23 protein-coding genes and 1 tRNA gene are annotated in these 23,402 nt (G+C 70.6%); 18 read left to right on the top strand and 6 right to left on the bottom strand.

Annotation, left to right across the window (positions count from 1 at the left end):
- Positions 1–108: 108 nt before the first annotated feature.
- From ACQEU1_RS20740 to ACQEU1_RS20730, 3 genes are all read left to right on the top strand, one after another.
- Positions 109–181: transfer RNA gene (locus ACQEU1_RS20740), tRNA-Ala, on the top strand.
- Between the two features lie 277 nt (positions 182–458).
- A complete protein-coding gene (locus ACQEU1_RS20735; RefSeq protein WP_433204072.1) occupies positions 459–3,500 on the top strand; it encodes an RHS repeat-associated core domain-containing protein in 3,042 nt (1,013 codons plus the stop codon).
- Between the two features lie 26 nt (positions 3,501–3,526).
- Positions 3,527–3,697 carry a hypothetical protein gene (locus ACQEU1_RS20730; protein ID WP_433204069.1) on the top strand — a complete coding sequence of 57 codons (171 nt, stop codon included), beginning with the start codon at positions 3,527–3,529 and terminating at the stop codon, positions 3,695–3,697.
- Positions 3,698–3,755: 58 nt separating this feature from the next.
- On the opposite strand, the gene ACQEU1_RS20725 is transcribed toward ACQEU1_RS20730, so the two are convergent.
- Complete coding sequence (locus ACQEU1_RS20725) at positions 3,756–4,655, bottom strand: alpha/beta fold hydrolase (RefSeq protein ID WP_433204066.1); 900 nt, start codon at positions 4,653–4,655, stop codon at positions 3,756–3,758.
- Between the two features lie 63 nt (positions 4,656–4,718).
- Here ACQEU1_RS20725 and ACQEU1_RS20720 point away from each other — a divergent pair, with 63 nt between their 5' ends.
- The 6 genes from ACQEU1_RS20720 to ACQEU1_RS20695 all read left to right on the top strand — a co-directional run bounded on the left by ACQEU1_RS20720 (position 4,719) and on the right by ACQEU1_RS20695 (position 9,762).
- A complete protein-coding gene (locus ACQEU1_RS20720) occupies positions 4,719–5,681 on the top strand; it encodes a helix-turn-helix transcriptional regulator (protein ID WP_433204063.1) in 963 nt (320 codons plus the stop codon).
- Positions 5,682–5,831: 150 nt separating this feature from the next.
- Positions 5,832–6,392 carry a hypothetical protein gene (locus ACQEU1_RS20715; RefSeq protein ID WP_433204060.1) on the top strand — a complete coding sequence of 187 codons (561 nt, stop codon included), beginning with the start codon at positions 5,832–5,834 and terminating at the stop codon, positions 6,390–6,392.
- A gap of 5 nt (positions 6,393–6,397) precedes the next feature.
- A complete protein-coding gene (locus ACQEU1_RS20710) occupies positions 6,398–7,480 on the top strand; it encodes a sensor histidine kinase (RefSeq protein ID WP_433204057.1) in 1,083 nt (360 codons plus the stop codon).
- Positions 7,477–8,097: a response regulator transcription factor gene (locus tag ACQEU1_RS20705; RefSeq protein WP_433204054.1), complete on the top strand. Its 621-nt coding sequence runs from the start codon at positions 7,477–7,479 to the stop codon at positions 8,095–8,097. The genes ACQEU1_RS20710 and ACQEU1_RS20705 overlap by 4 nt, the downstream gene beginning before the upstream one ends.
- A 32-nt stretch (positions 8,098–8,129) precedes the next feature.
- Positions 8,130–8,831: an excalibur calcium-binding domain-containing protein gene (locus tag ACQEU1_RS20700; RefSeq protein ID WP_433204051.1), complete on the top strand. Its 702-nt coding sequence runs from the start codon at positions 8,130–8,132 to the stop codon at positions 8,829–8,831.
- Between the two features lie 67 nt (positions 8,832–8,898).
- Positions 8,899–9,762, top strand: coding sequence for a peptidase inhibitor family I36 protein (locus ACQEU1_RS20695; RefSeq protein WP_433204048.1), 864 nt, complete (start codon positions 8,899–8,901; stop codon positions 9,760–9,762).
- Positions 9,763–9,816: 54 nt separating this feature from the next.
- Here the strand turns inward: ACQEU1_RS20695 and ACQEU1_RS20690 are convergent, their stop codons facing one another.
- On the bottom strand, positions 9,817–11,025 hold the full coding sequence (locus ACQEU1_RS20690) for a PucR family transcriptional regulator (RefSeq protein ID WP_433204045.1): 1,209 nt from the start codon (positions 11,023–11,025) through the stop codon (positions 9,817–9,819).
- Between the two features lie 185 nt (positions 11,026–11,210).
- On the opposite strand from ACQEU1_RS20690, the gene ACQEU1_RS20685 reads away from it, so the two are divergent.
- The 6 genes from ACQEU1_RS20685 to ACQEU1_RS20660 all read left to right on the top strand — a co-directional run bounded on the left by ACQEU1_RS20685 (position 11,211) and on the right by ACQEU1_RS20660 (position 15,717).
- Positions 11,211–11,507 (top strand): hypothetical protein, encoded by a 297-nt coding sequence (locus ACQEU1_RS20685; RefSeq protein WP_433204042.1) that lies wholly within the window; start codon positions 11,211–11,213, stop codon positions 11,505–11,507.
- Between the two features lie 12 nt (positions 11,508–11,519).
- Positions 11,520–12,362 carry an NYN domain-containing protein gene (locus tag ACQEU1_RS20680; protein ID WP_433204039.1) on the top strand — a complete coding sequence of 281 codons (843 nt, stop codon included), beginning with the start codon at positions 11,520–11,522 and terminating at the stop codon, positions 12,360–12,362.
- A 70-nt stretch (positions 12,363–12,432) separates the two neighbouring features.
- On the top strand, positions 12,433–13,323 hold the full coding sequence (locus ACQEU1_RS20675; protein WP_433204036.1) for an ABC transporter ATP-binding protein: 891 nt from the start codon (positions 12,433–12,435) through the stop codon (positions 13,321–13,323).
- Positions 13,320–14,057: an ABC transporter permease gene (locus ACQEU1_RS20670; protein WP_433204033.1), complete on the top strand. Its 738-nt coding sequence runs from the start codon at positions 13,320–13,322 to the stop codon at positions 14,055–14,057. The genes ACQEU1_RS20675 and ACQEU1_RS20670 overlap by 4 nt, the downstream gene beginning before the upstream one ends.
- Positions 14,054–15,118, top strand: coding sequence for a sensor histidine kinase (locus tag ACQEU1_RS20665; protein ID WP_433204030.1), 1,065 nt, complete (start codon positions 14,054–14,056; stop codon positions 15,116–15,118). Before ACQEU1_RS20670 ends, ACQEU1_RS20665 begins: the two co-directional genes overlap by 4 nt.
- A complete protein-coding gene (locus tag ACQEU1_RS20660; RefSeq protein ID WP_433204027.1) occupies positions 15,115–15,717 on the top strand; it encodes a response regulator in 603 nt (200 codons plus the stop codon). Before ACQEU1_RS20665 ends, ACQEU1_RS20660 begins: the two co-directional genes overlap by 4 nt.
- Positions 15,718–15,725: 8 nt before the next feature.
- On the opposite strand, the gene ACQEU1_RS20655 is transcribed toward ACQEU1_RS20660, so the two are convergent.
- Both ACQEU1_RS20655 and ACQEU1_RS20650 read right to left on the bottom strand, forming a co-directional pair.
- On the bottom strand, positions 15,726–16,391 hold the full coding sequence (locus ACQEU1_RS20655; protein WP_433204024.1) for a DNA alkylation repair protein: 666 nt from the start codon (positions 16,389–16,391) through the stop codon (positions 15,726–15,728).
- Positions 16,392–16,460: 69 nt separating this feature from the next.
- Positions 16,461–16,982 carry an RICIN domain-containing protein gene (locus tag ACQEU1_RS20650; protein WP_433204021.1) on the bottom strand — a complete coding sequence of 174 codons (522 nt, stop codon included), beginning with the start codon at positions 16,980–16,982 and terminating at the stop codon, positions 16,461–16,463.
- 125 nt (positions 16,983–17,107) lie between these two features.
- Between ACQEU1_RS20650 and ACQEU1_RS20645 the strand changes: the two genes are divergently transcribed.
- Entirely contained in the window at positions 17,108–18,748 is a 1,641-nt protein-coding gene (locus tag ACQEU1_RS20645; RefSeq protein ID WP_433204018.1) for a BTAD domain-containing putative transcriptional regulator, read from the top strand.
- Here the strand turns inward: ACQEU1_RS20645 and ACQEU1_RS20640 are convergent.
- The gene (locus ACQEU1_RS20640) at positions 18,636–19,361 is read right to left on the bottom strand and encodes a leucine-rich repeat domain-containing protein (RefSeq protein ID WP_433204015.1); all 726 of its coding nucleotides are present in this window, start codon (positions 19,359–19,361) and stop codon (positions 18,636–18,638) included. The genes ACQEU1_RS20645 and ACQEU1_RS20640 overlap by 113 nt on opposite strands.
- A gap of 54 nt (positions 19,362–19,415) precedes the next feature.
- On the opposite strand from ACQEU1_RS20640, the gene ACQEU1_RS20635 reads away from it, so the two are divergent.
- Complete coding sequence (locus ACQEU1_RS20635; protein WP_433204012.1) at positions 19,416–20,156, top strand: hypothetical protein; 741 nt, start codon at positions 19,416–19,418, stop codon at positions 20,154–20,156.
- Between the two features lie 30 nt (positions 20,157–20,186).
- On the opposite strand, the gene ACQEU1_RS20630 is transcribed toward ACQEU1_RS20635, so the two are convergent.
- The gene (locus ACQEU1_RS20630) at positions 20,187–20,405 is read right to left on the bottom strand and encodes a hypothetical protein (protein ID WP_433204009.1); all 219 of its coding nucleotides are present in this window, start codon (positions 20,403–20,405) and stop codon (positions 20,187–20,189) included.
- A 265-nt stretch (positions 20,406–20,670) separates the two neighbouring features.
- On the opposite strand from ACQEU1_RS20630, the gene ACQEU1_RS20625 reads away from it, so the two are divergent.
- Positions 20,671–23,385, top strand: a complete 2,715-nt coding sequence (locus ACQEU1_RS20625) for an ATP-binding protein (protein ID WP_433204006.1) — start codon at positions 20,671–20,673, stop codon at positions 23,383–23,385.
- Positions 23,386–23,402: the final 17 nt, after the last annotated feature.

Genomic DNA, 23,402 nt, shown 5'->3' with positions numbered 1-23,402 from the left:
GGCCGAATGCGCTTTGGGTACCCCCGATTTTTATCTTGTGGCGCAGGTGATGTACGGTATTGCCACACGAGAACGACGGGGAAACCCGCCGGGAACGTGGACCTTCAAGGGGCTGTGGCGCAGCTGGTAGCGCATCACACTGGCAGTGTGAGGGTCAGGGGTTCGAGTCCCCTCAGCTCCACAATTCAATACAGCATGAGAATCGCCCGCTGAACTGCGCAAGCAGATCGGCGGGCGATTCTGCTTTTTCGGCCCAAGTGGACGGTGGCTCTCCCATCGACAGTTCGCTAGGCCGATCGGGTCTTGTTCTCCCCTGCGGGTTTGGCTGCGCGCCGCACCGTGTACCTGGGGATGCGCGGGGACCGGGGGGTCCCCGTTCTGGGGATGTTTTTACTGAGGGGAACAAGACTTTGTCACGCACTTCACCAGTGCGCCGCTTCGTGCTGCGCGCTTTATCCGTGAGTGTGGCCGTCGCGTTGAGCGCCACGGTTCCCGCTGTACTGCCGGCTTCTTCGGCATCGCCCGCGCCCGCTGTGGGGCAGGTGTGGTCGCCGGGCGCGGCGAACCGGACCGCGGTGGGTGGGGCGCCGCCCGCGGGCCGTGCCAGGCCGGCTGCGGATCAGCCCGGCGCGGCCGGGGTTCGGCGCTGGTCACCGTGCCGGTCCTCGGACTGGGCGGTGTTGCCGGACTACCCGATCGAACGGTTCCAGGTCAGCGACCGGCTCCAGTTCGGTGTGAACCTGGCCAACGGCAACCTCTGGATCGACCACCGGGACCTCACGATCCGCGGCACCGGCATCGATCTGACCTTGCGCCACTCCTACGGCTACGACGACAAGTGGCATCTCAACGCGGGCCGGGACATGGCGCTCGACCTGTCGTTCACCGAGCTGCACATGCCCGTGGACGGCGGCGGCTGCGTCGAGTTCCCCCGCAACGCCGACGGCACCTTCGGCACCGCGAGCAACGGGGTCGCGGCGACGATGACGAAGAACGCGGACGGCTCCTACACCGCGAAGTTCGTCAAGACCGGTGAGACGTGGGCGTTCAACTCCGACGGCTGGCCGCTCAACCGCAAGGACCGCAACGGCAACGCGATCACCTACCACTACCAGCCCGACGGCACGCTGGCCTCGCTGACCGACTCGCAGGGCAGGGTCACCACGTTCCAGTCCAGCGGCGGCAACATCACGCGCGTCACGGACCCGAGCGGCACCGTCGTCGGCGACTACTCCTTCGACTCCGACGGCCGGCTAACGCAGCTGAGCGACCGCGACGGGAAGGTCGTGAAGTTCCGCCGCACCGCCGGCAGCAGCTGGATCACGTCACTGGTCGACCAGGCCGGACGGACGTGGGGCTTCGGTTACACCAACAGCGATGTCACCAAGGTGACCACGCCGACGCGTACGGGCGGGGTGGACACCCTGTTCGAGTACACCGAACCGTTCACCAAGACCACCCAGACCGATCCGAACGGCAACAAGACCGTCTACACGTTCGACAGCAGCCACCGGCAGATCTCGGCCAAGGACGCGCTCGGCAACACCCGGTCCAAGACCTGGACCGCCAACAGCGACGTCCAGACCACCTCGGACGGGCGAAGCAACTCGACCACCGCGACCTACGACACGCTGAACAACCTGATCTCCACGACGCTGCCCACGGGCGCGGCCACCGTCGCGGGCTACACGAGCACCGCGCACCCCAACCTGCCGACGTCGGTCAAGGACCCGGCGGGCAACGAGGTGACGAGGGAGTACGACTCGGCGGGCAACCTCACGAAGCTTCGTTCCACGCCCCTGGCCGCGGACCTGGAGATCCGCACCTACACCGGTTCCAAGGCGCTGCTGGACACCGTGCGCGACGCCAACGGCCAGGTGACGAGGTTCGGGTACGACCAGGCCGGAAACCCGACCAGCGTGACGCCGCCCGCGCCGATGGGGGTCACCCGCTACACCTACGACTCGTTGTCGCGCATCACCAGCGTGACCGACGGCAACAACAAGCGGATCGACTACGGCTACGACAAGCTCGACCGCGTCGTGTCGGTGAGCACCGGCGGCACCGTTCTGCAGACGAACTCCTACGACGCGCTGGGCAACCTCAGCGCGCGTTCCCACGGCGGCGTGACGAGCCGGTTCGACCACGACGCGCGTCCCACCGGCAGCCAGGTCATCTCGGCGGTGCGAACGCAGGGCGCATCGACCGAGACGGTGTCCTACGGCTACGACAAGGCGGGCAACCTCACGTCGTTGAAGGACCCGGCGGGCACGGCGACCTACGGCTACGACGCCGCGAACCGCCTGACGTCCTTGTCGGACCCGTTCGGGCAGACGACGACGTTCGGCTACGACGCCGCGGACAACCGCACCTCGACGACGTTCCCCGGTGCGGGCACGCAGACCAACACCTACGACAACGCCAACAGGCTGACCAGCCTGATCGTGAAGAACACCGCGGGTACCGAGTTGCTCAAAGCCGAGTACAGCTTCACCACCGCCGCCGGCGCCGACAGCGACAAGATGCAGTCGAAGACGATCGCCGGCACGACCACCGCGTACACCTACGACGCGCTGCGGCACCTGAGCAAGGCCGGCTCCACGACGTTCGCGGTGGACAAGTCAGACAACATCACCAACCTCGGCGGCACCGCGCACACGGTCAACGGCGCGGACCAGCTCACCTCGGTCGGCGCGACGAACCTCAGCTACGACACCGCGGGCAACATCACCGGCGTGTCCAACCCGTCGACGTCCTACGAGTACTCGCCGACCAACCAGATGCTGCGCGGTGTCACCGACGGCGCACAGACCTTCTCCGCCTCCTACGACACCATCGACCAGACCCAGCCGCGCACCATCACCGAGAAGGTCGGCGGCGTCTCGACCACGCACACGTTCACCCACACCGCGCTGGGCACGAGCACGGTCAACGTGGACAACACGCGGATCAGCGTCGCCCGCGACCCGGACGGCAGGCTGGTGACCGAGAAGTCGGGCACGACCCGCCACAACCTGATCACCGACCACCAGGGCAGCGTCCTGGCCCTGCTCGACACCACGGGCACGCTGGCCGCCAGCCACACGTACACCCCGTACGGCGGTGCGACCAGCACGGGCGCGGCGGCGGCCACGAACCCGTTCCGCTACGTCGGCGGCTACACCCTCAAGGGCGGCCTGACGCTGTTCGGCCACCGCTACTACAACTCCACGTGGGGGCGTTTCACCGCGCCGGACCCGACCGGCCAGGAACGCAACCTGTACGCGTACGGCAAGTCCGACCCCATCAACAACATCGACCCGACCGGCGCCTACAGCGTGAACGATCTGAAGTCCGACCTGGGCACGATCGCGGACACCGTCGCTGTCGGTGCCGCTGTCGGCGGCGTGGTGGGCTGCGTGGTGGCCACGGCGGGCTGTCCGGGAGGAGCTGCGGCGGGAGCTCTCTACGGCACCACGGTCGCTCTCGGCATCGGTATCTGGATTGTGATCATCGACTAGTTCGGTCAACGAAAGGAGCAATCCTCGTGCTGAAAGGCAATCCGCAGGCTGTCGCGGTGCTCGGTCTGCTCGCGCTCGGCAGTGTGGTGGGCATCGCGCTGGCGCTGCTCGACGTTGAAGCGCCGTGGACCTATGTGGTGACCGGAGTCGTCGTGGCGGTCGCGGTGGCGTTCATGATGCGACGCTTCCACCGCTGAACCCGTGTCCGGGGTCTGATCAGGTGATCAGACCCCGTCAGCGGTCGAGCAGGAGATGTCAGCGCGGCTGGGCCAGCCAGTCGAGGATCGCTCTGGTCGTCTCCTCCGGCCGCTCCTGCTGGATCCAGTGGCCGCAGTCCAGGCTGAGCACGTCCGCGTTGGGCACGAAGTCGGTCAGGTTCGGCGACGGAGGGATCGTGTCCCGGGCGCCGTAGATCATGAGCGTGGGCTGGTGGACGATCGGGTCCGCGTCCGCCAGCAGGCGCAGGTTGCGGTCGAAGTTGCGGTACCAGTTGATGCCGCCGGTGAAGCCCGACGACGTGAAGGCGGCGGTGAGGACGGCCAGGTCGTCGTCGCTCAGCACGGGCTTGCCGGGCACGGTCTGCGCGGTTGCGAGGTCGATCAGCGGCGTGCCGGCCGCTGGCTCGCTGTACAGGTTGCGCAGGAAGCGAGCGGTGTTCGCGTCGAACAGGGCGTCGGCCACGCCCGGCTGGCGGTTGAAGTGGACGAAGTAGTAGTCGCTGCCGAGCACGCTTTCCATGAAGTCGATCGACGGCATCGCCTCGCGGTCGGGGTACGGGAGGCTGAGGTTGATCACCTTGTCCACGCGGGCCGGGTGCAGCACGGCGAGGCTCCAGACGACGTACGCGCCCCAGTCGTGGCCGATGAAGGTGGCGTCGTCGTAGCCGTAGTGGTCCAGGAGTGCGACGAGGTCTCCGGTCAGGTGCTCGATGTCGTAGGCCGTGACCTCGGCCGGGCGGGACGAGTTGCCGTAGCCGCGCTGGTTCGGGGCGATGACGTGGTGGCCGGCGGCGACCAGGGCGGGGATCTGGTGGCGCCAGGTGGAGGCGTGTTCCGGCCAGCCGTGGCAGAGCACGACGGGCTTGCCGGTGCCTGCTTCGAAGACTTCGAGCTCCACGCCGTTGACGGGGATCATGGTCGGTTCCGGGAAGGTCATGGAGCGATCTTGCGGAGTGAAACCGGTCAGCTCGTGACCGGTTTTCGTGCGAGTGTCGGTGTTGTGGGAACCGATCGGCTGGTGGCTGTCCTGCTGTTGTTGCAACGGCGTGGGCAGGTGACGGCGGCGGAGGTCGCCCAGGAGCTGGAGGTCTCCGAGCGGACCGCGCGCCGGTACCTGGACGCCCTGGGCATGGCCGGGGTGCCCGTGTACTCCGTGCAGGGGCGGGGTGGTGGGTGGCGGTTGGTGGGTGGGGCGCGGACCGACCTGTCCGGGCTGACCGCCGGTGAGGCACGCGCGTTGTTCCTGGTGGCGGGGCAGGCTTCTGCTGCCACGCCGGCCGTGAAGGCGGCGCTGCGCAAGCTCGTGCAGGCCTTGCCGGAGCCGTTTCGGGGGCAGGCTGAGACGGCGTCGGCGTCGTTGGTCGTGGATCCGCAGCGGTGGGGTGCGAGCCGGGTCGAGCAACGGCCGCCGGCGTTCCTCGACGCGGTGCAGGACGCGGTGATCCGGGGCGTGCGGGTGCGGCTCGGGTACGTCGACCGCGCCGGCGCCGAGAGCGTCAGGACCGTGCATCCGCTCGGCGTCGTCGCCAAGGGGACGTGGTGGTACCTCGTCTGCGACACCGCGGACGGCCTGCGGACGTTCCGGATCGATCGCGTGTCGTTCGCGGAACCGACCGGCGAGCCGGTGGAACGGCCGGAGGGCTTCGACCTCGCCGAGAGCTGGCGCGCGATCGCCGACGAGGTGGACCGCAGGCGCACGCCCGTGGAGGTCCGGGCGCTGTGCGTGCCGCACGCGACCGGGCTGCTCAGGATGGTGGTCGGCGACCGGCTCGAGGTGGGGGCCGCGGTGGACGGACGCGTCGAGGTCGTGATCCGCGGGTACAGCGAGTACGCGCTGGCCGGTGAGCTCGCCGGGCTGGTCGACTGGGTCGAGGTGACCGGGCCGGCGGGCGTGCTCGACCACCTGGCCTCGATCGGCGCCGCGCTCGTGGCCAGGCACGGGGTGGCGGAACCGCACGAATGATCATCCTTTGTGGATAGTGATCACGCGGCGGGCAGGTAACGCCGGCCGGAGGTACGTGCCGATCGGCACTCTTGAGAGGGTGACTTCCGGCGTTCTTCTTGGCCGGTCGGGACTTCCGAGCGCTCGTGATGTCTTCGTAGGTTCGTTGACGTGACGGACAACAGGATCTTCTTGCCGAGGTTCGGGGCTGTGTGCGGGATCGTGCTCGCCCTGTCGATCGGGGTGCCGGGGGCCGTCGAGGCCTTCACCGGCGAGACGGCGTTCACCAGTGCGGTGATCGGGCTGGGCACGGCCTTCGGGGCGCCGGCCGTGCTCGCGTTGCACGGCCATCAGGCGCACGCGTCGGGACGGTTCGGGGCGTTCGCGTTCGCCGCGAACATGCTGGGGCTGGGGGTGTTCACCGGGGTGGCGTTCGCGCTGAACCTGGTGATCTTCTTCGGGAGCGGGCCGGTGGCGCCGGTGACGGCGTTGGCGCTGAAGGCCGGGTCGTTGTCGTTCGTGGTCGGCAGCGTGCTGTTCTCGGTGACCATGGTGCGCGCGAAGGTGTTCCCCGTCGTGCCTTCCTGGGGGTACGGGATCGGGTTCGTGCTGCTGGCGGTGTTCGCGGTGCTGCCGGACACGCCCGTGTCCGCGCTGGTGCACGTGGCGTGCGCGGTGGTGCTGGTGTGGCTGTCGCGCTCGGTCTGGTCCGCCCGTCCGGCACTAGCCTGAGCGGCATGAACACTTCGCGGCCGGCGTTCTGGGTGTCGCCGGTGATGTGCGCCGCCGTGCTGGTCGCGGGGGTCTACGCGTACTTCTCCGGGCTCGGGGACACCCGGCTGCCGTGGCTGGTCGGCGGGATCTCGTTGCTGGTGGCCGTGGACGCCGCCGAGTTCCGGTCCTACCCGGTGCGCACGCCTCGGCGGGTGGCCGCTGGATTGTTGTTGCTGCGCACCGCGTTGTACGTCGGACTGGCCTTTGTGGACGGTTCCGGGCTCGCGCGCCTGTTGTTGCTGCTCGTGCCTTTCACGGCCTACTTCGCGTTCGGGCTGCCGGTGGCGGTGCTGTTGGCGTTGGCGTGCTTCGCGGTCGCGCTGGTCAGCACGCCGGACTGGTACGCGCACCTCGAGCAGACGTCCGACCTGGTGATGTTCGTGGTCGGGCTGGTGCTCACGCTGACGATGGCGGCGGTGGCCGTGCGGGAACGGGACGGGCGCGTCCGGTTGCAGGAGTCGCAACGGACGATCGCCGAGCTGTCGGCGGCGGCGGAACGGGCTCGGGTGGCGCGGGACCTGCACGACGACCTCGGCCACCACCTGACCGCGATCGTGGTGCAGCTGGAGAAGGCCTCCGCGTTCCACGACCGCGAACCGGAGGTCGCGAAGGCCGCGGTGCTGGACGCCTCACGGTCGGCGCGGCGGGCGCTGGGCGAGGTGCGCGAGTCGGTGCGGTCGCTGCGGTCGTTCTCGTTGCCGTCCGCTCTGGAGGAGCTGGCCGCGGGGGACGTGACGCTGACGGTCAGCGGTTCGCCGGATTCCTTTGGCACGGGCGCGTTGCACGCGCTGTACCGCGCGGCGCAGGAGGGCATCACCAACGCCCGCCGGCACGCCGCCGCGTCCCACATCCGGGTCGCGGTGGACCTGGGTTCCGAGTGCGCGTCGCTGACCGTGGCCGATGATGGACGGGGTATGGGCGCGGCGGCGGAGGGGTTCGGGTTGCTCGGGATGAGGGAACGGGTGGCGCTCGCGGGCGGCCGCGTCGACCTGGCCAGCTCACCGGCCGGAACGGTGCTGACCGTGACGATCCCGGGGCCGGCGTGACGCGCGTGCTGGTCGTCGACGACCAGCGCCTGATCCGCGAGGGCATCGCGTCGTTGCTCGGTCTCCAACCCGGCATCGAGGTCGTCGGCACCGCCGCCGACGGGCACGAGGCGGTGGAGCAGGCGGTCCTGCTGACCCCGGACGTGGTGCTGATGGACGTGCGGATGCCCGGCATGGACGGCGTCGAGGCGGTGGCGGTGCTGCGCCGCCGCGCGCCGTCGTGCCGCGTGGTGATGCTGACGACGTTCGACGACGAGGACTACGTGGTGCGCTCGTTGCGTGCGGGCGCCACCGGCTACCTGCTGAAGGACCTGCCGTCCCAGGAGCTTGCGGCCGCCGTGAAGCTCGCCGCGGCCGGGGTGGCCCAGTTCGACCCGGCCGCCGCGCTGCGGCTGGCGGCGGCCTTGGACCGGAGCGGGGAGCGCGAACCGTTGACCGTGCGGGAGGTCGAGGTGCTGCGGCTCGTCGCGTCCGGGGCGACGAACCGGGAGATCGCGGACCGGCTGCACCTCTCGGAGGGCACGGTGAAGAACCACATCTCGCGCATTCTCGGGCGGCTCGGACTCCGCGATCGGACCCAGGCCGCGCTTTATGCCCAGTCGAATGGACTTGTGTAACAACGACTTGCCGCCGTCACGATGTGGCGGCCATGACCGTTTTCACGCAACTGTCGAAGGGAGCCGCGCTCGCGGCCGGTGCCGTGCTCGTGGTGTCCGCGTGCGGCACGGCGGAACCTGCCCCGCTCGCCGCCGGCCTCTCCTCGTCGTCCGCCACGACGACCACGACCACCACCACGACGACGACCACCGCGCCGCCGGTGACGGTGGAGTCCGTTGTGGACGGCCGGACGGTGATGTTGTCCAACGGCACCAAGGTGCTGGTGTCCGGGCTCGCGCAACCCGGCGAGTGCTGGGCGGCCTCCGCCGTCGACTTCGCGACGAAGACGCTGGTGGGCAAGCCCGTGCAGGTGGCGGCGTCGAGCCTGGTGCTGCCCGACGGCACCGACTACGCCGTGCTCGCGGTGAGCCAGGGCGTCGGGCGGGCGATCGACGGGGCGGAGACGGCGGTCCAGACCGCGCAGGCGACGGCCAAGGCGGCGTCCACCGGGTTCTGGGGTCCGTCGTGCGGCGGGCTCGACGTGAAGGCGGCGCCGGTCGTGGCACCGCCGGTGGTGCAGCAGCCCGCGCCGCAGCCCAAGCCGGAACCCGCACCGGCGCCACCTGCGCCCGCACCCGCGTACTACGCGAACTGCGCGGCGGCCAAGGCGGCGGGAGCGGCACCGCTTTACCGAGGTCAGCCGGGCTACAGCTCGAAGCTCGACCGCGACGGTGACGGTGTGGCCTGCGAGTAGGCGCCCTGACAGATCGGTTGCTGCCGGTGTCAGCGGGATGTCAGCGCGGCTCGGAATCCTCGGTCCCGTGCTGAAGAAAATGACCTTTGTGGCGTTGATGGGCGCGCTGGTGAGCGCGTCGTTCGGGGCGGGCGTCGCGAACGCGGCGACGGACCGGAACGGGTCCTGCGAGACGGGCGAGTTCTGCCTGTTCTACAACAGCGACCAGGCCGGGTCGGTGTCGGACTTCTCCGACTCGATCGCGGACTACGGTGACTCGCAGCCGAGCTGCTACGAGTTCAAGAGCGCGGGCAACGGGCAGGGCGTCTGCGTCAAGAACAACGCCGCGTCGGTCTGGAACAAGACCAGCAAGGCCGTCACCGTGTTCTACAACAGCAACTACGGTGGTGCGAAGCAGACGTTCGCCGCCGGTGCGAAGGGCAACCTGAAGGCCGAGCTCAAGAACGAGAACGCCTCGCACCGCATCGGTGACGCCGGCAACGACCCCGACCCGTCGCCGGGCACCTACCCCGCGCCGGAGACCAACCCGCACCCGTCCGCCACGGCCCGCGCGCCGCAGGCGACGAAGCGCACGCAGTTCATCGACGACCAGATCGCCTCGAAGACCGGCGAGAAGCAGTGCTGGGTGGGCGACTACCGCAGCTACGAGTCGTCGACCAGCAACCACAACACGGGCAACGCGCTCGACTGCACGATCTCCAACGCGATCGGCACCTACCCGACGGCGGCGCAGAAGGCGCAGGGCTGGAAGCTCGCCTACTGGCTGCAGAAGCACGCCTCGAAGCTCGACGTCCGGTACGTCATCTGGCAGGGCAAGATCTGGAGCGTCGCCCGCGCGTCCGAGGGCTGGCGCAACTACAACGTCGACGGCGTGACGGCCGGTCACTACGACCACGTGCACGTCTCGGTGCAGAACCCGTACGGCGACTGACCCGCTGAATCCGTGAAGGCGAGCGCACTCCGGTGCGCTCGCCTTGCAGCCGTTTCAGGCGCGGAGGTCGTGCACGATCAACGACGCCGAGAGCAGCCTGATGTCGGTGGGGTCGGCCGGGTTGTAGCCGGTGAGCTCGGCGACGCGGCGCAGCCGGTAGTTCAGGGTGTTGCGGTGCAGGTGCAGCTCGTCGGCCGTGCGGTGGCGGTTGTGGTCGCTGTTGATGAACACCCGCAACGTGTGCAGCAGGTCAGGGTGCTCGGACAGGCTGTCCATCACGCGTGCCAAGCGTTTGCGGCCGGGGCCCGGGCGGCAGAGCTGGTACTCCAGCAGCACGTCGTCCAGCACGTACGCGCCGGGCGCGCGGCCCAGTCGTTGGGCGAGCTCGGCGATGTCCGCCGCCTGCCTGGCCGCGGCCGGGATCTCCTCGCGGCTCTCCGCCGCCGCGATGCCGCCGGTCAGGCTGGTGCCGGCAGCGGTGAGGAGGTTGCGGACGAGGTCGGCGGCCGCGTCCATCTCCAGGTCCACGGCATCGGCCGTAGTAGGTAGGAGCACGGTGCCGCCGTCGTGGTCCAACGCCGAGAGGGCGTGCTTGGGCAGTTCGGCTCGTAGGCGTCGCACGAGTCCATGAACGGCCAACCGTGCGTCGGCACCATCGGCAACGGAAGGTGCATCGACCCGTACGGCGACGACGACGTGATGCCCGGACAGCTCCAGCCCGATGCGTTCGGCCAACGGCTCGGCTTCCCGGCCGGTCAGCAACGCCGCCACCAGCGCGCGGCCGGCTTCGCGGCGTTCGGCGTGCAGGGCCTGCTGCTCACCGAGGTACGACCCGGCGACGGCGGGCACCGCGACGCTCAGGTACCGCAGCAGCGCGGGCACGGTCGCCAGCAGGTCGGGGATCTCGTCCGGCTCGGCGACGGCGGCCATCGCCTCCCAGCCCACGGTCGCCGCCACGTGGTACGTGCTGAGCACGATGTCGAGCGGAACGCCCTGCTGAGCGCGCCGCACGGCGGTGGCGATCTGCATGTCCAGCTCCTCCGGTGCGGGCGGCCGCTGTTCCCGCAACGCGCGCAGGAAGACCTGCAGGTGCCTGGTCACGGCCTCGGTGATCTCGCGGTCCACGAGCTGGTGCGGCAGCTGCCGGTAGGTGGCGGAACGCGCGAAGAACGCCTCCAGCACCTTCTCGGCGATGCGCGGGATCTGCGTCGCGGCACGGTCGTAGAGCGGGGCGTCGGGCCTCGGGGCGGGGATGTCGACCACCCGCCAGAGGCTTGCGCATCCGGTGGGTGTGCGCGATAGCCCGTTCCGGTCTGGTTCTCTGCACGAAAGAGGGATGGCCCCGTTGTGCACGTGCCCGAAAGTTTTGACCCTATCGAGTGATACACGGTGGGGTGCACGCCTGCGCCCAGGCAGGATCGACGACTGTGAGCAGCGTCGAGGAATGCATGAAGTTGTTGCTGCGTCGCGGGTTTCAGCGGACGGTCGTGCGTGATCACTTCACCTGCGTCAACGCCGTGATGTTCAGACGGGTGTGGAAGGGCACGAACGAGACGGTGCTCGCGTACTCGGAGTCGGAGGCGCTGGCCTACCGCGTCGCCGAGCAGAACGCGGACCCCGCCGATCCGTTCGTCGTGGACCCCGACCTCGCGATGTGGCAGTGCGGCGGTGAGTTCCTGGACGTCGCGAACCAGCTGCTGGAGCTCCCGGTCGCGCCTGGTCACTCCACCTTCGAGAGGAAGTAGTAATCTCGGCGGGTGGGTGAGACCGTCCGGATCGGAGTGTTCTACGACGGCACGTGGTTCGCCTACCTGAGCGATTTCTACGCCACCGCGCACCCCAGGGGAGCGCGCATCTCTCTTGACGGCCTGCACGACGCGTTGCGCTGGTACGTCCACAAGGAGACGGGTCGTCCGCTGGACGAGTGCGTGGTCGCCGAGGCGCACTACGTCCGCGGCCGCATCGACACCCCGGCGGAGTCGTTCGACCGGGCACTGGCCGCCGCCGGCATCACGCGGCACGACCTGCCGTTGCACAACGGCAAGGAGAAGGGCGTCGACGTCCTGCTCGCGCTGGAGGCGTGGGACCGGGCGATGACCGTGCCACTCGACTGGGTGGTCCTGCTCACGGGTGACTCGGACTTCTCGCCCCTGGCCCAACGGCTGACCGGACGTGGCGTGCACGTGATCGTCCCGGTGGTCGACATCCAGACCATCGAGAAGCCTCCCGCGTGGACTCCGCGCACGGCCGCGCCGCTGCGGGCCGCGACCCCGTTCACGCCCGGCTTCGACTCGCTGTTCGCCCCCGGTGACCAGGCCGACTACCCGCTCAGGCGTGCTTTCGTGCGCTCGTCGCAGGCCGTCGCGTCCCCGGTCGGAGCGCCGCGCGGCCGGCGCAAGGGGACCGTCGCCAGCTGGAAGACCGGGCAGGCGCACGGGTTCATCACGGACAGCCGCGGCGGCTCGTGGTTCGTCTCGCGCGACGAACTGCCGAACGGGCTGACGCTGCTGCTCGCCGGCACGCCCGTGTCGTTCACCGGCTCGCCCGCCCCGATCCCCGGCCGCAAGTACCCGAGGGCGCAGGCCGTCCGTCCCGAATGACATTTGTCATCCGGACCTCGTGACTCCGCTTCACTACTGCGCGAAGGCCGCTGCGACCAGGCTTTGAGCCATGGAAACGGTGCTCGAAGTCAGAGGGGCGCGACACAACTACGGCGCCACCAAAGCGTTGGACGGCGTCGATCTCGACGTCGGCGCGGGGGAGTGCGTGGCGTTGCTCGGGCCCAACGGCGCGGGCAAGACGACGCTGGTGAACCAGATCGTCGGACTGTTGCCGCACCACGGCGAGTCAGTGCGCGTCGGAGGAGGAGACCCGCGTGTCGCGGCGACGCGGCGGCAGCTCGGGGTGGTGCAGCAGTCGCTGGGGTTCCCGACCACGCTGAAGGTGTCCGAACTGGTCACGGGGGCCGCGGTGCGCGCGGGCAGGCCCAGGTCGGCGGCCGGCCCGGTGATGGCCGAGCTCGACCTCACGGACCTCGCCGGACGGCGTGCGGTGAAGCTGTCGGGCGGGCAGAAGCAACGGCTGCAGCTCGCGATGGCGCTGGTCGGCGACCCGCGGCTGCTGGTCCTGGACGAACCGACGGCGGGCCTCGACGTGCCGGCGCGCAAGCGGTTCTGGCAGATCCTCGCCGAACGGCGCGAGCGCGGGGTCGGCGTGCTGCTCACGACCCACCTCATCGAGGAGTCGTCGGCCGTCGCGGACCGCGTGGTCGTGCTCGACCGCGGCCGGGTGATGGCCCAGGGCACGCCGGACGAACTCGTCGCGCGGCTGCCGGACCGCACGGTCATCGCCCGGACGGGGCTGGGCTTGGAACGGCTCCAAGCGTTGCCGGGTGTCGTGTCGCTGCGCACTGACGGCGACCACGTGCACCTCGGCACCCGCACGCCGGAGGCGCTGCTGCGGGTGCTGCTCGTGGAGGATCCCGGACTCACCGACCTGCGGGTCGAGGGTGCCGGGCTGGAGGAAGCGGTGGCGGGACTGATCGAGAGGGGTGCGGCATGACCAGGCAGGTCTTCGGGGTGGAGGTCGCGGACGAGCTGAGGGGTATCGTCCGCGAACCCGCCGCCCTGTTCTTCTCGGTCGTGATGCCGGTGGCGTTCTTCGCGCTCTTCGTGTCGTTGTTCGGGAAGTTCAGCGACGGCGGGCTGTCCGCGGGCACGCAGATGATCGCCACGTTCGGCGCGTTCGGCGTGATCTCGGTGGTGCTGATGAACCCCGGCCTCGGCGTCGCGGCAGACCGGGAACGCGGCTGGCTGCGAGCGAAGCAGGTGTCGTCGGTGCCGATCGGCGTGACGCTGGCGGCGAAGGTGGTGGCAGCGCTGCCTTACGCGGCCGGGGTGCTGGTCGCGATGACGGCCACGGCGGCGTTGAGCGGCTCGTTGAACGCGTCGGCGTTGTCGTTGCTCAGGCTCGGCGCCGTGCTGGTGGTCGGCTCGTTGCCGTTCGCGTTGCTGAGCCTCGCGATCGGGTTCCAGGTCAAGGCGGGCGCGGGGGCTGCCATCCTGAACGCGATCATGATCCCGACGTCCGTCGTGTCCGGACTGTGGATGCCGCTCGACATCATGCCGTCGTTCTTCCGCGACATCGCGGCGTTCCTGCCGAACTACCACCTGGCCGAACTGGCCCGTGCGCAGCTCAACGGCGGTCCGGTGCTCACGCACGTGCTGGTGCTGCTGGCATTCACCGCGGTGGCTGCGGTGGCCGCGGGCGTGTCGTATCGTCATGCGCGGTCATGAGAAAAGTCGTGGGATTCTCGCGCTGGGTGCACCTGATCTACCTGGGGAACCTGCTGTGGGCACCGATCTTCGACCCGGCCACGGACTGGGTGGACTGGGCGCTCGTCGCCGTCGTGGTCGTGGCCTTCGTCCCGATGTACGTGCTGTCGTGGCACCGTCCTGAGCTGATCCGCTGGCGGTGCCTGGTGCCGACGGTGGTGCTCGGCGCGCTGGTCACGCCGTTCAACACCGGTGCCGCCGTGCTCTTCGTCTACGCCGGGGTGTTCGCGGGCCTCGCGGAGTCGCGGCGGGTGGCGATGCGCTGGTTCGTGGCGCTGACGGCGTTGATCTGCCTGTTCGGCGTGGTGTCGACGGTCGAGCTGCCGTACCGGATCTACGGTCTGCTGCCGTCGCTGGTCTTCCTGTGGCTGATCGGCATCGTGCAGGTCGACTGGGCGGAACGCGAGCGCGAGCGGTCGGACCTGCGCATCCGCAACGCCCGGATCGAGCACCTCGCCACCCTCGCCGAACGCGAACGCATCGCCCGCGACCTGCACGACCTGCTCGGCCACACGCTGACCGCGATCATCGTGCGCGCGCAGCTCGTGGCCGCCGATCCCGGTCGCGCGCAGGACGAGGCCGCCGAGATCGAACGGACCGCGCGGGCGGCGCTGGGCGAGATCCGCGACGCCGTCACGGGGTGGCGCACGGCGTCGCTCGACACCGAGCTGGAGGCCGCGCGGGCAGCGCTGGCGAGCCTGGGCGTGGAGGTCGTCGTGCGCCGCGACCCGGACCTGGTGATCGTCGGCTCGACCGAGCACGAGCTCGCCCTGGCGTTGCGGGAGGCCGTCACGAACGTGGCCCGGCATTCCCGCGCCAGGACGTGCCACATCGGGATCGAGGCCCGCGACGGCGAACTGCGGCTGGTGGTCGCGGACGACGGCGTCGGCGGCCATTCGCCGGAGGGCAACGGCCTGACGGGCATGCGCGAACGGATCGCCGCGCTCGGCGGCCTGGTCGCGCGCACCGCGTCGGCAGGCACCACCGTCACCATCGCCGTCCCGCTGAAGGTGGCCACGTGATCAGGGTCGTGCTGGCGGAGGACCAGGCGATGGTGCGCGGCGCGTTCGCGCAGCTGCTGGATCTTCAACCGGACGTCACGGTCGTCGCCACGGCGGGGGACGGCGACGAGGCTCTCGCGGCCGTGGCGGAACACCGCCCGGACGTGCTGCTGACCGACATCGAGATGCCCCGCCGCACCGGCCTCGACGTGGCGGTGGCGTTGAGCGAGCGGGGCGACCGGACGCGGGTCCTGATCATCACGACGTTCGCGCGCAGCGGCTACCTGCGCCGGGCGATGGACGCGGGCGTCGCGGGATATGTCCTGAAGGACGCGCCGATCGCCGAGCTGGTGTCGGCGTTGCGGCGGGTCCACGCGGGCGAGCGGGTGGTGGCGCCGGAGCTCGCGATGGCCGCGTGGGACAGCGCGGACCCGTTGACGCCGCGGGAACGCGAGCTGTTGCAGGAGGTCACGACCGGGGCGAGCAACGCGGACATCGCGGCCAGGCTCAACCTCGCCGAGGGGACGGTCCGGAACTACCTGTCGACGGCGATGGCCAAGCTGGGGGCGCGCAACCGGTCGGAGGCCGCGAACACGGCCCGGGAACGCGGCTGGCTCTAGGTCCGCGGCTATCCCTTGCGCTTCACCATCTCGTTGATCCAGATCGGAGCGAACGGCGACGTGCAGCCGGCCGGCGTCGGGTAGTCCTTCAGCACCTCGAGGCGTTCGCCGATCTCCAGCGCCCGCGCCCGCAACTCCGGCCGCTCGATCCCGATCTGCGCCAGGCAGTGGTTCATCGCCCACTGCAGCCGCTGCGGCGCGTCCTTCATGTCCTTCTCGATCCGGCCGAGCAGTCCGTCGAGGTCGAGCCCCTCCGGCTGCTTCGCCACCCGGTCGACCGTCAACGCCCACCCGGCACTCGCGACCACCGGGTCGTCGTCCGCGAACCACAGCACGCGCAACGCCTCGGTGTGCGGCGACTTCTTGACCACGTAGTTGACCAGCCAGTCGTGCACCTTGGGACTGCTGGCCTCGCGCAGCATGGCGTCCAGATCGGCCTGCGCGAACGCCTTGGGGCGGACGATCAGCAACGCCAGCAGGCGCGCGGCCGTGTCGCCCGTCGCCCAGAGCTCGACCGCGAGGTCCTGCTGGGTCTTCAGCCGCTTGGCGACCGCGCGGAGCTTCGTGAGGTTCACGCCGTGGTCGTCGCCGTGCTTCTCGTTGACCGCGCGCATCCTCGGGTCTTCGAGCGCGGCCAGCTCGGCCATCAGCTCGGCCACCGTCTCGCCTGCCACCGTTCGACCTCCCGTTCGCCACCGGTGCCCGACAGCCTACGAGCCGGACACCGAATGGCGGAGGAGCGGTCAGCCGATGGTGAACTCCTGGGCGCGGTGCGTGGCGCACGTGTTCTGGTGCAGCTTCGACTTGTTGCTGAAGTCGCGGCCCTCGATCTCCAGGCAGAGGCCGCTGTGACGGGCGCGGAACTTCATCGTGCCGGAGGCCGTGGTCTCGACCAGGAACTGCTGGTTCCACTTGGTGGCGCTGCACGTGTACTGCGTGGCGTCGGCGGTCGGGTCCTGGCTCGAGTCCCAGATGTCGACGCACTTGCTGCTGTGGGCCGCCTTGATCCGCACGGCGCCGCTGCCGTCGCCGACCTGCTCCAGCGTCCACTGCTGGTGGCTCTTCGACGCGTCGCAGGAGTACTGGACGATCGCGGCCTTGTTGTCGCGGCTGCCGTCGGCGACGTCGAGGCACTTGGCGCTGTTGGAGTTGCGGAGCAGGTCGTAGGTGACGGCCGCGGACGAGGTCCCCGCGCCGGCGAACGCCAGTGCGGCGGCCGTCATCACGATCACGGCGCCCGCGCGGCGAAGAAGCGTCCTGGACATTGTGCCCTCCGAAGGTCTGCCGACGATCGGATCCCTGCGTCCGATCTGTCGTGGACGAGCATTTCCTCCCGGTGTTCGGCGGGGATTCGGCAATCATGTGATCGGCTGGTCAGGGGGAGTGTGGCGTGGAGTTCGGACTGCTCGGCGACGTCGAGGTCCGGGTCGGCGGAGAACTGGTGGACGCAGGCCACGCCCGGCAGCGCGGCGTGCTGGCGGTGCTGCTGGTCGAGGCGGGCAGGCTGGTGCCGGTCGACGTGCTGGTGGACCGCGTCTGGGGAACGCGGGCGCCGCACCGGGCGCGCAACGCGGTCGCCGGGTACGTGTCGCGGCTGAGACAGGTGCTGACCGACGGCGTGCGGATCGTTGGCAAGCAAGGGGGTTACGTGCTGACCGCCGACCCGATGTCGGTGGACCTGCACCGGTTCGACGCCCTGGTGCGCGAGGCCAGGTCGTCCGCCGACGCCCTGCGCCTGCTCGACGAGGCGCTCGGGCTGTGGCGGGGCGAACCTTTCTCCACTGTGGACACACCCTGGTTGGCGGACGTCCGGGCCGCGGCGGTGGCACGCCGGTTCGCCGCCACGCTCGACCGCAACGATCTGCTTCTGGCGCAGGGGAAGCACGCCGAGCTGCTCGCCGAGCTGGAGGCGACGGCGGCGGCGTTCCCGCTGGACGAACGGGTGGCGGCGCAGGTGATGCTGGCGTTGTACCGCAGCGGCAGGCAGGCCGACGCGTTGCTGCGCTACGACGGCATCCGGGTGCGGCTCGCCGACGAGCTGGGCGCCGATCCCGGACCCGAACTCCGGTCGCTGCACCAGGGGATCCTCACCGCGGACCTGCCGCTGCCCGCCCGCCTGCCGGCCGCGGCGCCGTTCGCCGGACGGGAACGGGAGCTCGCCGCGCTGGACGCCCTGGTGGGAAGGCCGCTCGTGGTGCTGACCGGAACGGCGGGGGCGGGCAAGTCGGCGCTGGCGTTGCACTGGGCGCGGCGGGTGGCGGACTGGTTCCCCGGCGGGCAGCTGCACGTCGACCTGCGCACCTCCGAGGTCTCCGCCTCGGGCGAACGGATGCTCGTCGTGCTGGACAACGCCCGCGACGCCGACCAGGTCCGGCCGTTGTTGCGGCGCTTTCCCCGGTCGCTGGTGCTGGTGACGAGCCGGGACCGGCTGACAGGGCTGGTGGCGGCGGACGGCGCGCACCCGGTCGCCGTGGACCTGCTGTCCACTGAGGACTCCCGAGCGCTGCTGGCCTTGCGTCTCGGCGCGGAACGGCTCACCGACACCGAGGCCGTGGACGAGATCGTCACGCGCTGCGCGGGTCTGCCGCTCGCGCTGACCGCCGTGGCCGCCAGGCTGGCGTGCGGCGGGTTCGAGCCGGGGGAGGTGGCGGCGGAACTGGCGGACGGGCTCGACGCGTTCGACGGCGGCGACTCGACGCTGCGCACGGCGTTCGCCGAGTCCTGCGCCGGACTGAGCGAGGAGGCGGCGCGGTTGTTCCGGCTGCTCGGCCTGGACGCGGACGAGGAGATCACCGCGGCCGGGGCGCCGGGGACCAGGCCGTTGCTCGCGGAACTGGCCCGCGCGCACCTGCTGATCGAACGCCGCCCCGGCCGTTACGTGCTGCACGGGCTGCTGCGGGCCTACGCCGCCGAACTGGTCAGTGGTACGGCTTGGGCTGCCGGACGCCCGGACCGCCTCTGTGCGGTGCGGACGGGTAGTTCTCGCTCGGTGGTGGGAGCGCGGCCACGCACTCGGCGGAGCAGGCGTTGACCAGCAGCGGCAGGTGGTCCGTGGCGACGCGCAGAGTGATCCAGACCTGGTGCGGCTCGGTGACCGGGTTCGTGCACACGCTGCACGAGGTCACGTCACCGGGCGCGTCGCCGGTCGGCGGGAACGGCGGCCGGAACTTGACGTTGCCGTAGAGGGCGCGCGTGCTGACGGTGCTGTCCCGCAACCGGGTGCAGCGGGTGATCTCGTACGGGAACCAGTGCAGCCGGTAGGAGGTGTACGGGTCGAACACCTCCAGGCTCGTCATCGCACCGATCTCCGGCGGGATGCGCACGAGGTTCGACCCGTAGAGCACGAACCGGGTGACGGCCGTCAGCTTCGCGATCTCCGGCGGCAACGTGACGAGCTGAGCCTGTTCGTCCTGGCTCATCTCCCGCAACGGCGCGAACTCGGTCCTGCCGTCGGCGGCCGCCTCGTCGATCAGCTCCAGCATCCTGTGCCAGCCGGGCGCTTCGACGTCCTGCACGTCGTCGTGGAACTCCAGCCGCAGCCGGTTCGGCGGCGTGAAGCAGCGGCAGCCCGGCTTCCCGATCGATCCCATGTCGTGTGCGAACCTGTTCGGGATCACGTGCGGCGTGTTCTCGTTGTCCCCCATGGGCTCAACCCTAACGCTGCTAGCCTGCGCTCTCAGGTGATCAGAGGGAGGCGCGTGACCGGCCAGATCGTCCGCCACGCCGGCCGGGTCGAGGCCGTGCGCCTGCGGTTCGCGGCCGTGCACGAGGCCAGCGCCGTCGTGGTCGGCGACGAGACCGTCTACGGCCGGCTGTGCCGGTGGATCATCCACCCCGTCCTGGAGAAGCACGCCCGGCAGGACGAGCTGGTCGCGTACGTCGAGGAGAACCTCCGCCTGATCGTGGCCGGGCTCTACGACCTCTACGGCGTGCGTGCGCCCGCACCGGACCCGGTCCGCGAGGCGGCGATCCCCTCGCTGGTCGCGCCGGTCGAGGAGGCCACCACCGCCGCGCTGGAGCGGATCGCGCCGCTGCGGGACGTGCTGGACGACCTCACCGGGCTGCCGGACGTGGTCGCCGCACATGCCGTGACCTGGTACAACATCGCGGTCGAGCAGCAGGCCATGGCCGACGAGCTGGAGGAGTTCCTCGAGCTCGACGTGCCGGAGTGGACCGGCGCCGACGAGCACGTCCGGTTGATGAGCCACAACGTCGAGGCCCTGCGCGGGCTGAGCTCGGTGTCGGCGGCGTTCGGCGAGATCACCGAGAGCGTCGGGGTGCTGGTCGCGCAGACCCGGCGGCTCGTGCGGGAGCTCGTGGTCGGCCTCGCCGTGGCGCCGACGGACGCGACGCTGTGGCGGCTGGCGTGCCGGATCGCGGTGTACGGGGTGGCGCTCAACACCACCCTCGACCACATCCGGGCGCGGCTGAACGGCTGAGGCGCGACCCCTGCGGCACGGCCTGGGCGGCTAGGCGGTCGCCCTGCGGGCTCGGCGGTGGGCGAGCTGCGGCAGGAACCACATGTAGACGCCCGTCCCCATCAGGACGAACAGCGGCAGCAACGGCACGTACGACACCCAGATCGCCTCGGCGTTCACGGTGAGCGCGACCGCGGTGAACACCACGGTGGCCATGAAGACCATGCTCACCACGCGGTGGAACTGGCGAATCCCCTTGCTACCGGCCATCTCACTGCCCTCCTCGTCGTCTGGTGAGGACAACGGTAGGAGCACGCGCTCACCCTCGCTTCTCGATTCCTGACCACTGCCGGGGGAGGCGCTGTCCTGCAAGTTCGTCAGGTGAGAGACGCGGGCGAGAGTCCCGGAGACGGTGCCGTCGCGATGCCCTCATACCGGGCGTATTCGGGCGTTGCGGCGGTGCCGTCTCCGGGGCCCTCGCCCGCCGCTGTCGCCCGACGGACTTGCAGGACAGCGCCTAGTACCCTCGGGCGCCATGCAGTCCCCGGTGCTGGTCGGTCGTGACGAGGAGACCTCAGCACTGCGGGCCGCCCTGACACGTGCCGAGCAGCACCACGGCGGCGCGGTGTTCCTGGTGGGCGAGCCTGGCATCGGCAAGTCGCGGCTCGCCTCCGAGACCGCGGCGCAGGCCGTCGCCAGCGGGTTCCGGGTGCTCAGGGGCCGGGCCAGCAGGGCGGTGCCGTTGCGGGCGTTGTGCGAGGCGGTGCTGTCGGCGTTCCGCAAGGTCGCGCCGGACGAACGGCAGCTCGGCGCCTACCTGCCCGTATTGCTGCGGATGACCCCGGACGCGCCGGCCGCGGTGCCGGACCCCACCGTGGTCAGGGCCGAGGCGGTACTGCGGCTGCTCACCGCCGAGAAGACGGTGCTGCTGCTGGAAGATCTGCACGACGCGGACGGTGAGACGCTGGCCGTCGTCGACTACCTGCTCGACAACCTCGCCGGCGAACCCGTGCTGGTCGTCGCCACCCTGCGCCCGCATCCCGATGCCGCGCAACGACTTGCGGACGCGGCGACGGCGAGGCGCGCGGCGATGTCGTTGCGGCTCAACGGGCTGAACGACGACGAGGTCGCCGAGCTCGCCCGGCACTGCCTCGGCGCACCCGCGCCGGACGACGTGCTGCGGCAGCTCGTCAAGGTCTCCGACGGTGTGCCGTTCGTGGTGGAGGAACTGCTCAACGGCGACCTCGGGGCGGTGCCGCCGACGGTCGCCGCGGCCACGTCGCAGCGGGTCGACGCCCTCGGGCCCGAGACAGCGGCGCTGCTCGAAGCCGCCGCGATCTTCGGGCAGACGTTCCCGCTCGACGTCGTCACGGCCCTCGCGGGCTCGACCCCGTTCGACACCGCCGAACGCGCGCAGCTCGTGCACGGCAACCAGTTCCGGCACGCGCTGACCGCCGACGCCATCACGGGCCGGATGACGCCGACCGCCCGCGCCACCCTCGCCAGAAGAGCAGCGCAGGCCACCGAGTCGTTGCGCCCCAACGAACTGGAACTCATCGCCGAGCTGTGGGAGCAGGGCGGCGAGACGGCCAAGGCTGTCCGAACCCTCGCCAGAGCCGCCCAGCACGCCGCCGCGCTCGGCCGCTACGGCACCGCCGTCGAGCTGCTCGAACGCGGCCAGGCCCTGAACACCGACCCCGATCTGACCGCGGACCTGCTGGACGCGCTCGCCGCCGTCCTGCCGCTGGCCGCCGTGGTCGTCCCGGCGGACAACGGCGCACGGGCCTTCGCACTGGGCGAACGCCTCCAGCAGGCCCTCACCGCCGCCAAGGCCCAGCCGGAACGCCGAGCGGCCGTCACGCTGGCCCAGGCCAGGGTCGCCGCCGTCGCCGGTCAGTGGGAGCGCGGACTGGACCTGCTCGCCACCGCCAAGGAGACGTGCGCGGAGATCGATGTCGTCAAGGCGACCCTGCTGCTCGGCCTCAACCAGCTCGACCTGCTGCCCAAGGTCCGCGCCCTGGCCGAACGCGCCGCCGCGACCGGCACCCCGGAGATCGTCTGCGAAGCCCTCGAGGTGCTCACCCGCTGCACCCGAGGGCAGGATCTCGCCGAGGCCCGCCAGCACATCCAACGGTGGCTGAGCACGGCCGAACAGCACGGCCTCGCGGCGTGGCGGCTGCGGGCGTTGCTGGAGCTGGGGATCACCGACAAGTACCTGACCACCGGCGTCGACAGCCTCCTGGCCGCCCGCCAGGCAGCCCTGGACACCGGCGCGATCGTCATCCTGATAGCCGCTGACCTGCACCTCGGCGCCACCTACCTGGTGCGCGGCGAGTACGGGGAGTCCGCGCGGTACGGCGGCAGCGCCAAGGAGGCCGCCGAGAAGCTGGGCCTGCACGCGCTCAGGGCCCTCGCCGTCGCGATCGAGGCAGGCATCGCGGCCATGCACGGCGACCGCAAGGCGACCGACCGGGCGTTGGCGCAGCTGCGCGACCACGGCGGTTCCGAGGAGATCTGGTCGTACAGCACGGCGGTGTGCGCGTTGATGGAGGAGCAGCACGACCGGGCGCTGGCCGAGTTCGACGAGATCGAGAACGCGGTCACCGAGCCGCGCATCCTCCGCGGCACCTTCTACCAGGGGCCGAGGCTGCTCACGAGGGTCGCGCACGGCCTCGCGGGCCGTCCCGAGCACGAACGGCTGGCCGAGTCGCACCTGTCCCAGGTCCAGCTGCACCGCACGTACTTCGCGTGGAGCAACGCGATCCTGCACGGCCGTGAGGGCAACACGGCCCAGGCCAACGCCGCAGCAGCAGAGGCGCTCGAACTCAGCCGAGGCCTCGGCCTGCCGCGCTACCTGGGCCTGCGACTCGCGGGCCCGTGCGCCCTCAAGGACGGCTGGGGCGAGCCGTTGGAGTGGCTGCGCGAGGCCGAGGAGCACTTCCACGCCGAGCAGGTGCCCGCCGTCGCCGCCGCCTGCCGGGCCGTCCTGCGCGAGGCGGGCGCACCTCAGCAACGCCGCCGCCGCGACCACGACAGGGTCCCGGCCGAGCTGCGCAGGGCGGGCGTGACGGTCCGCGAGTACGAGGTGCTGCGGCTGGTCGCCGAACGGTTCGGCAACGCCGAGATCGCCGAGCGGCTGTTCCTCTCGCCGAGGACGGTCGAACGGCACGTCGGGAGCCTCAAGGCGCGGACAGGGTGCGCGAGCCGGGCCGAGCTGATCGCGCACGCCCGTCCGTTAATTGGGGGCTGATCCCCCATGTCAGCGCG

Origin of the sequence: Lentzea sp. CA-135723, from assembly GCF_050936595.1 — a bacterium.
Lineage (GTDB): Bacteria > Actinomycetota > Actinomycetes > Mycobacteriales > Pseudonocardiaceae > Lentzea.
The sequence above is the reverse complement of the archived record's forward strand: the minus strand, read 5'-3'. Positions and strand labels throughout refer to the sequence as shown.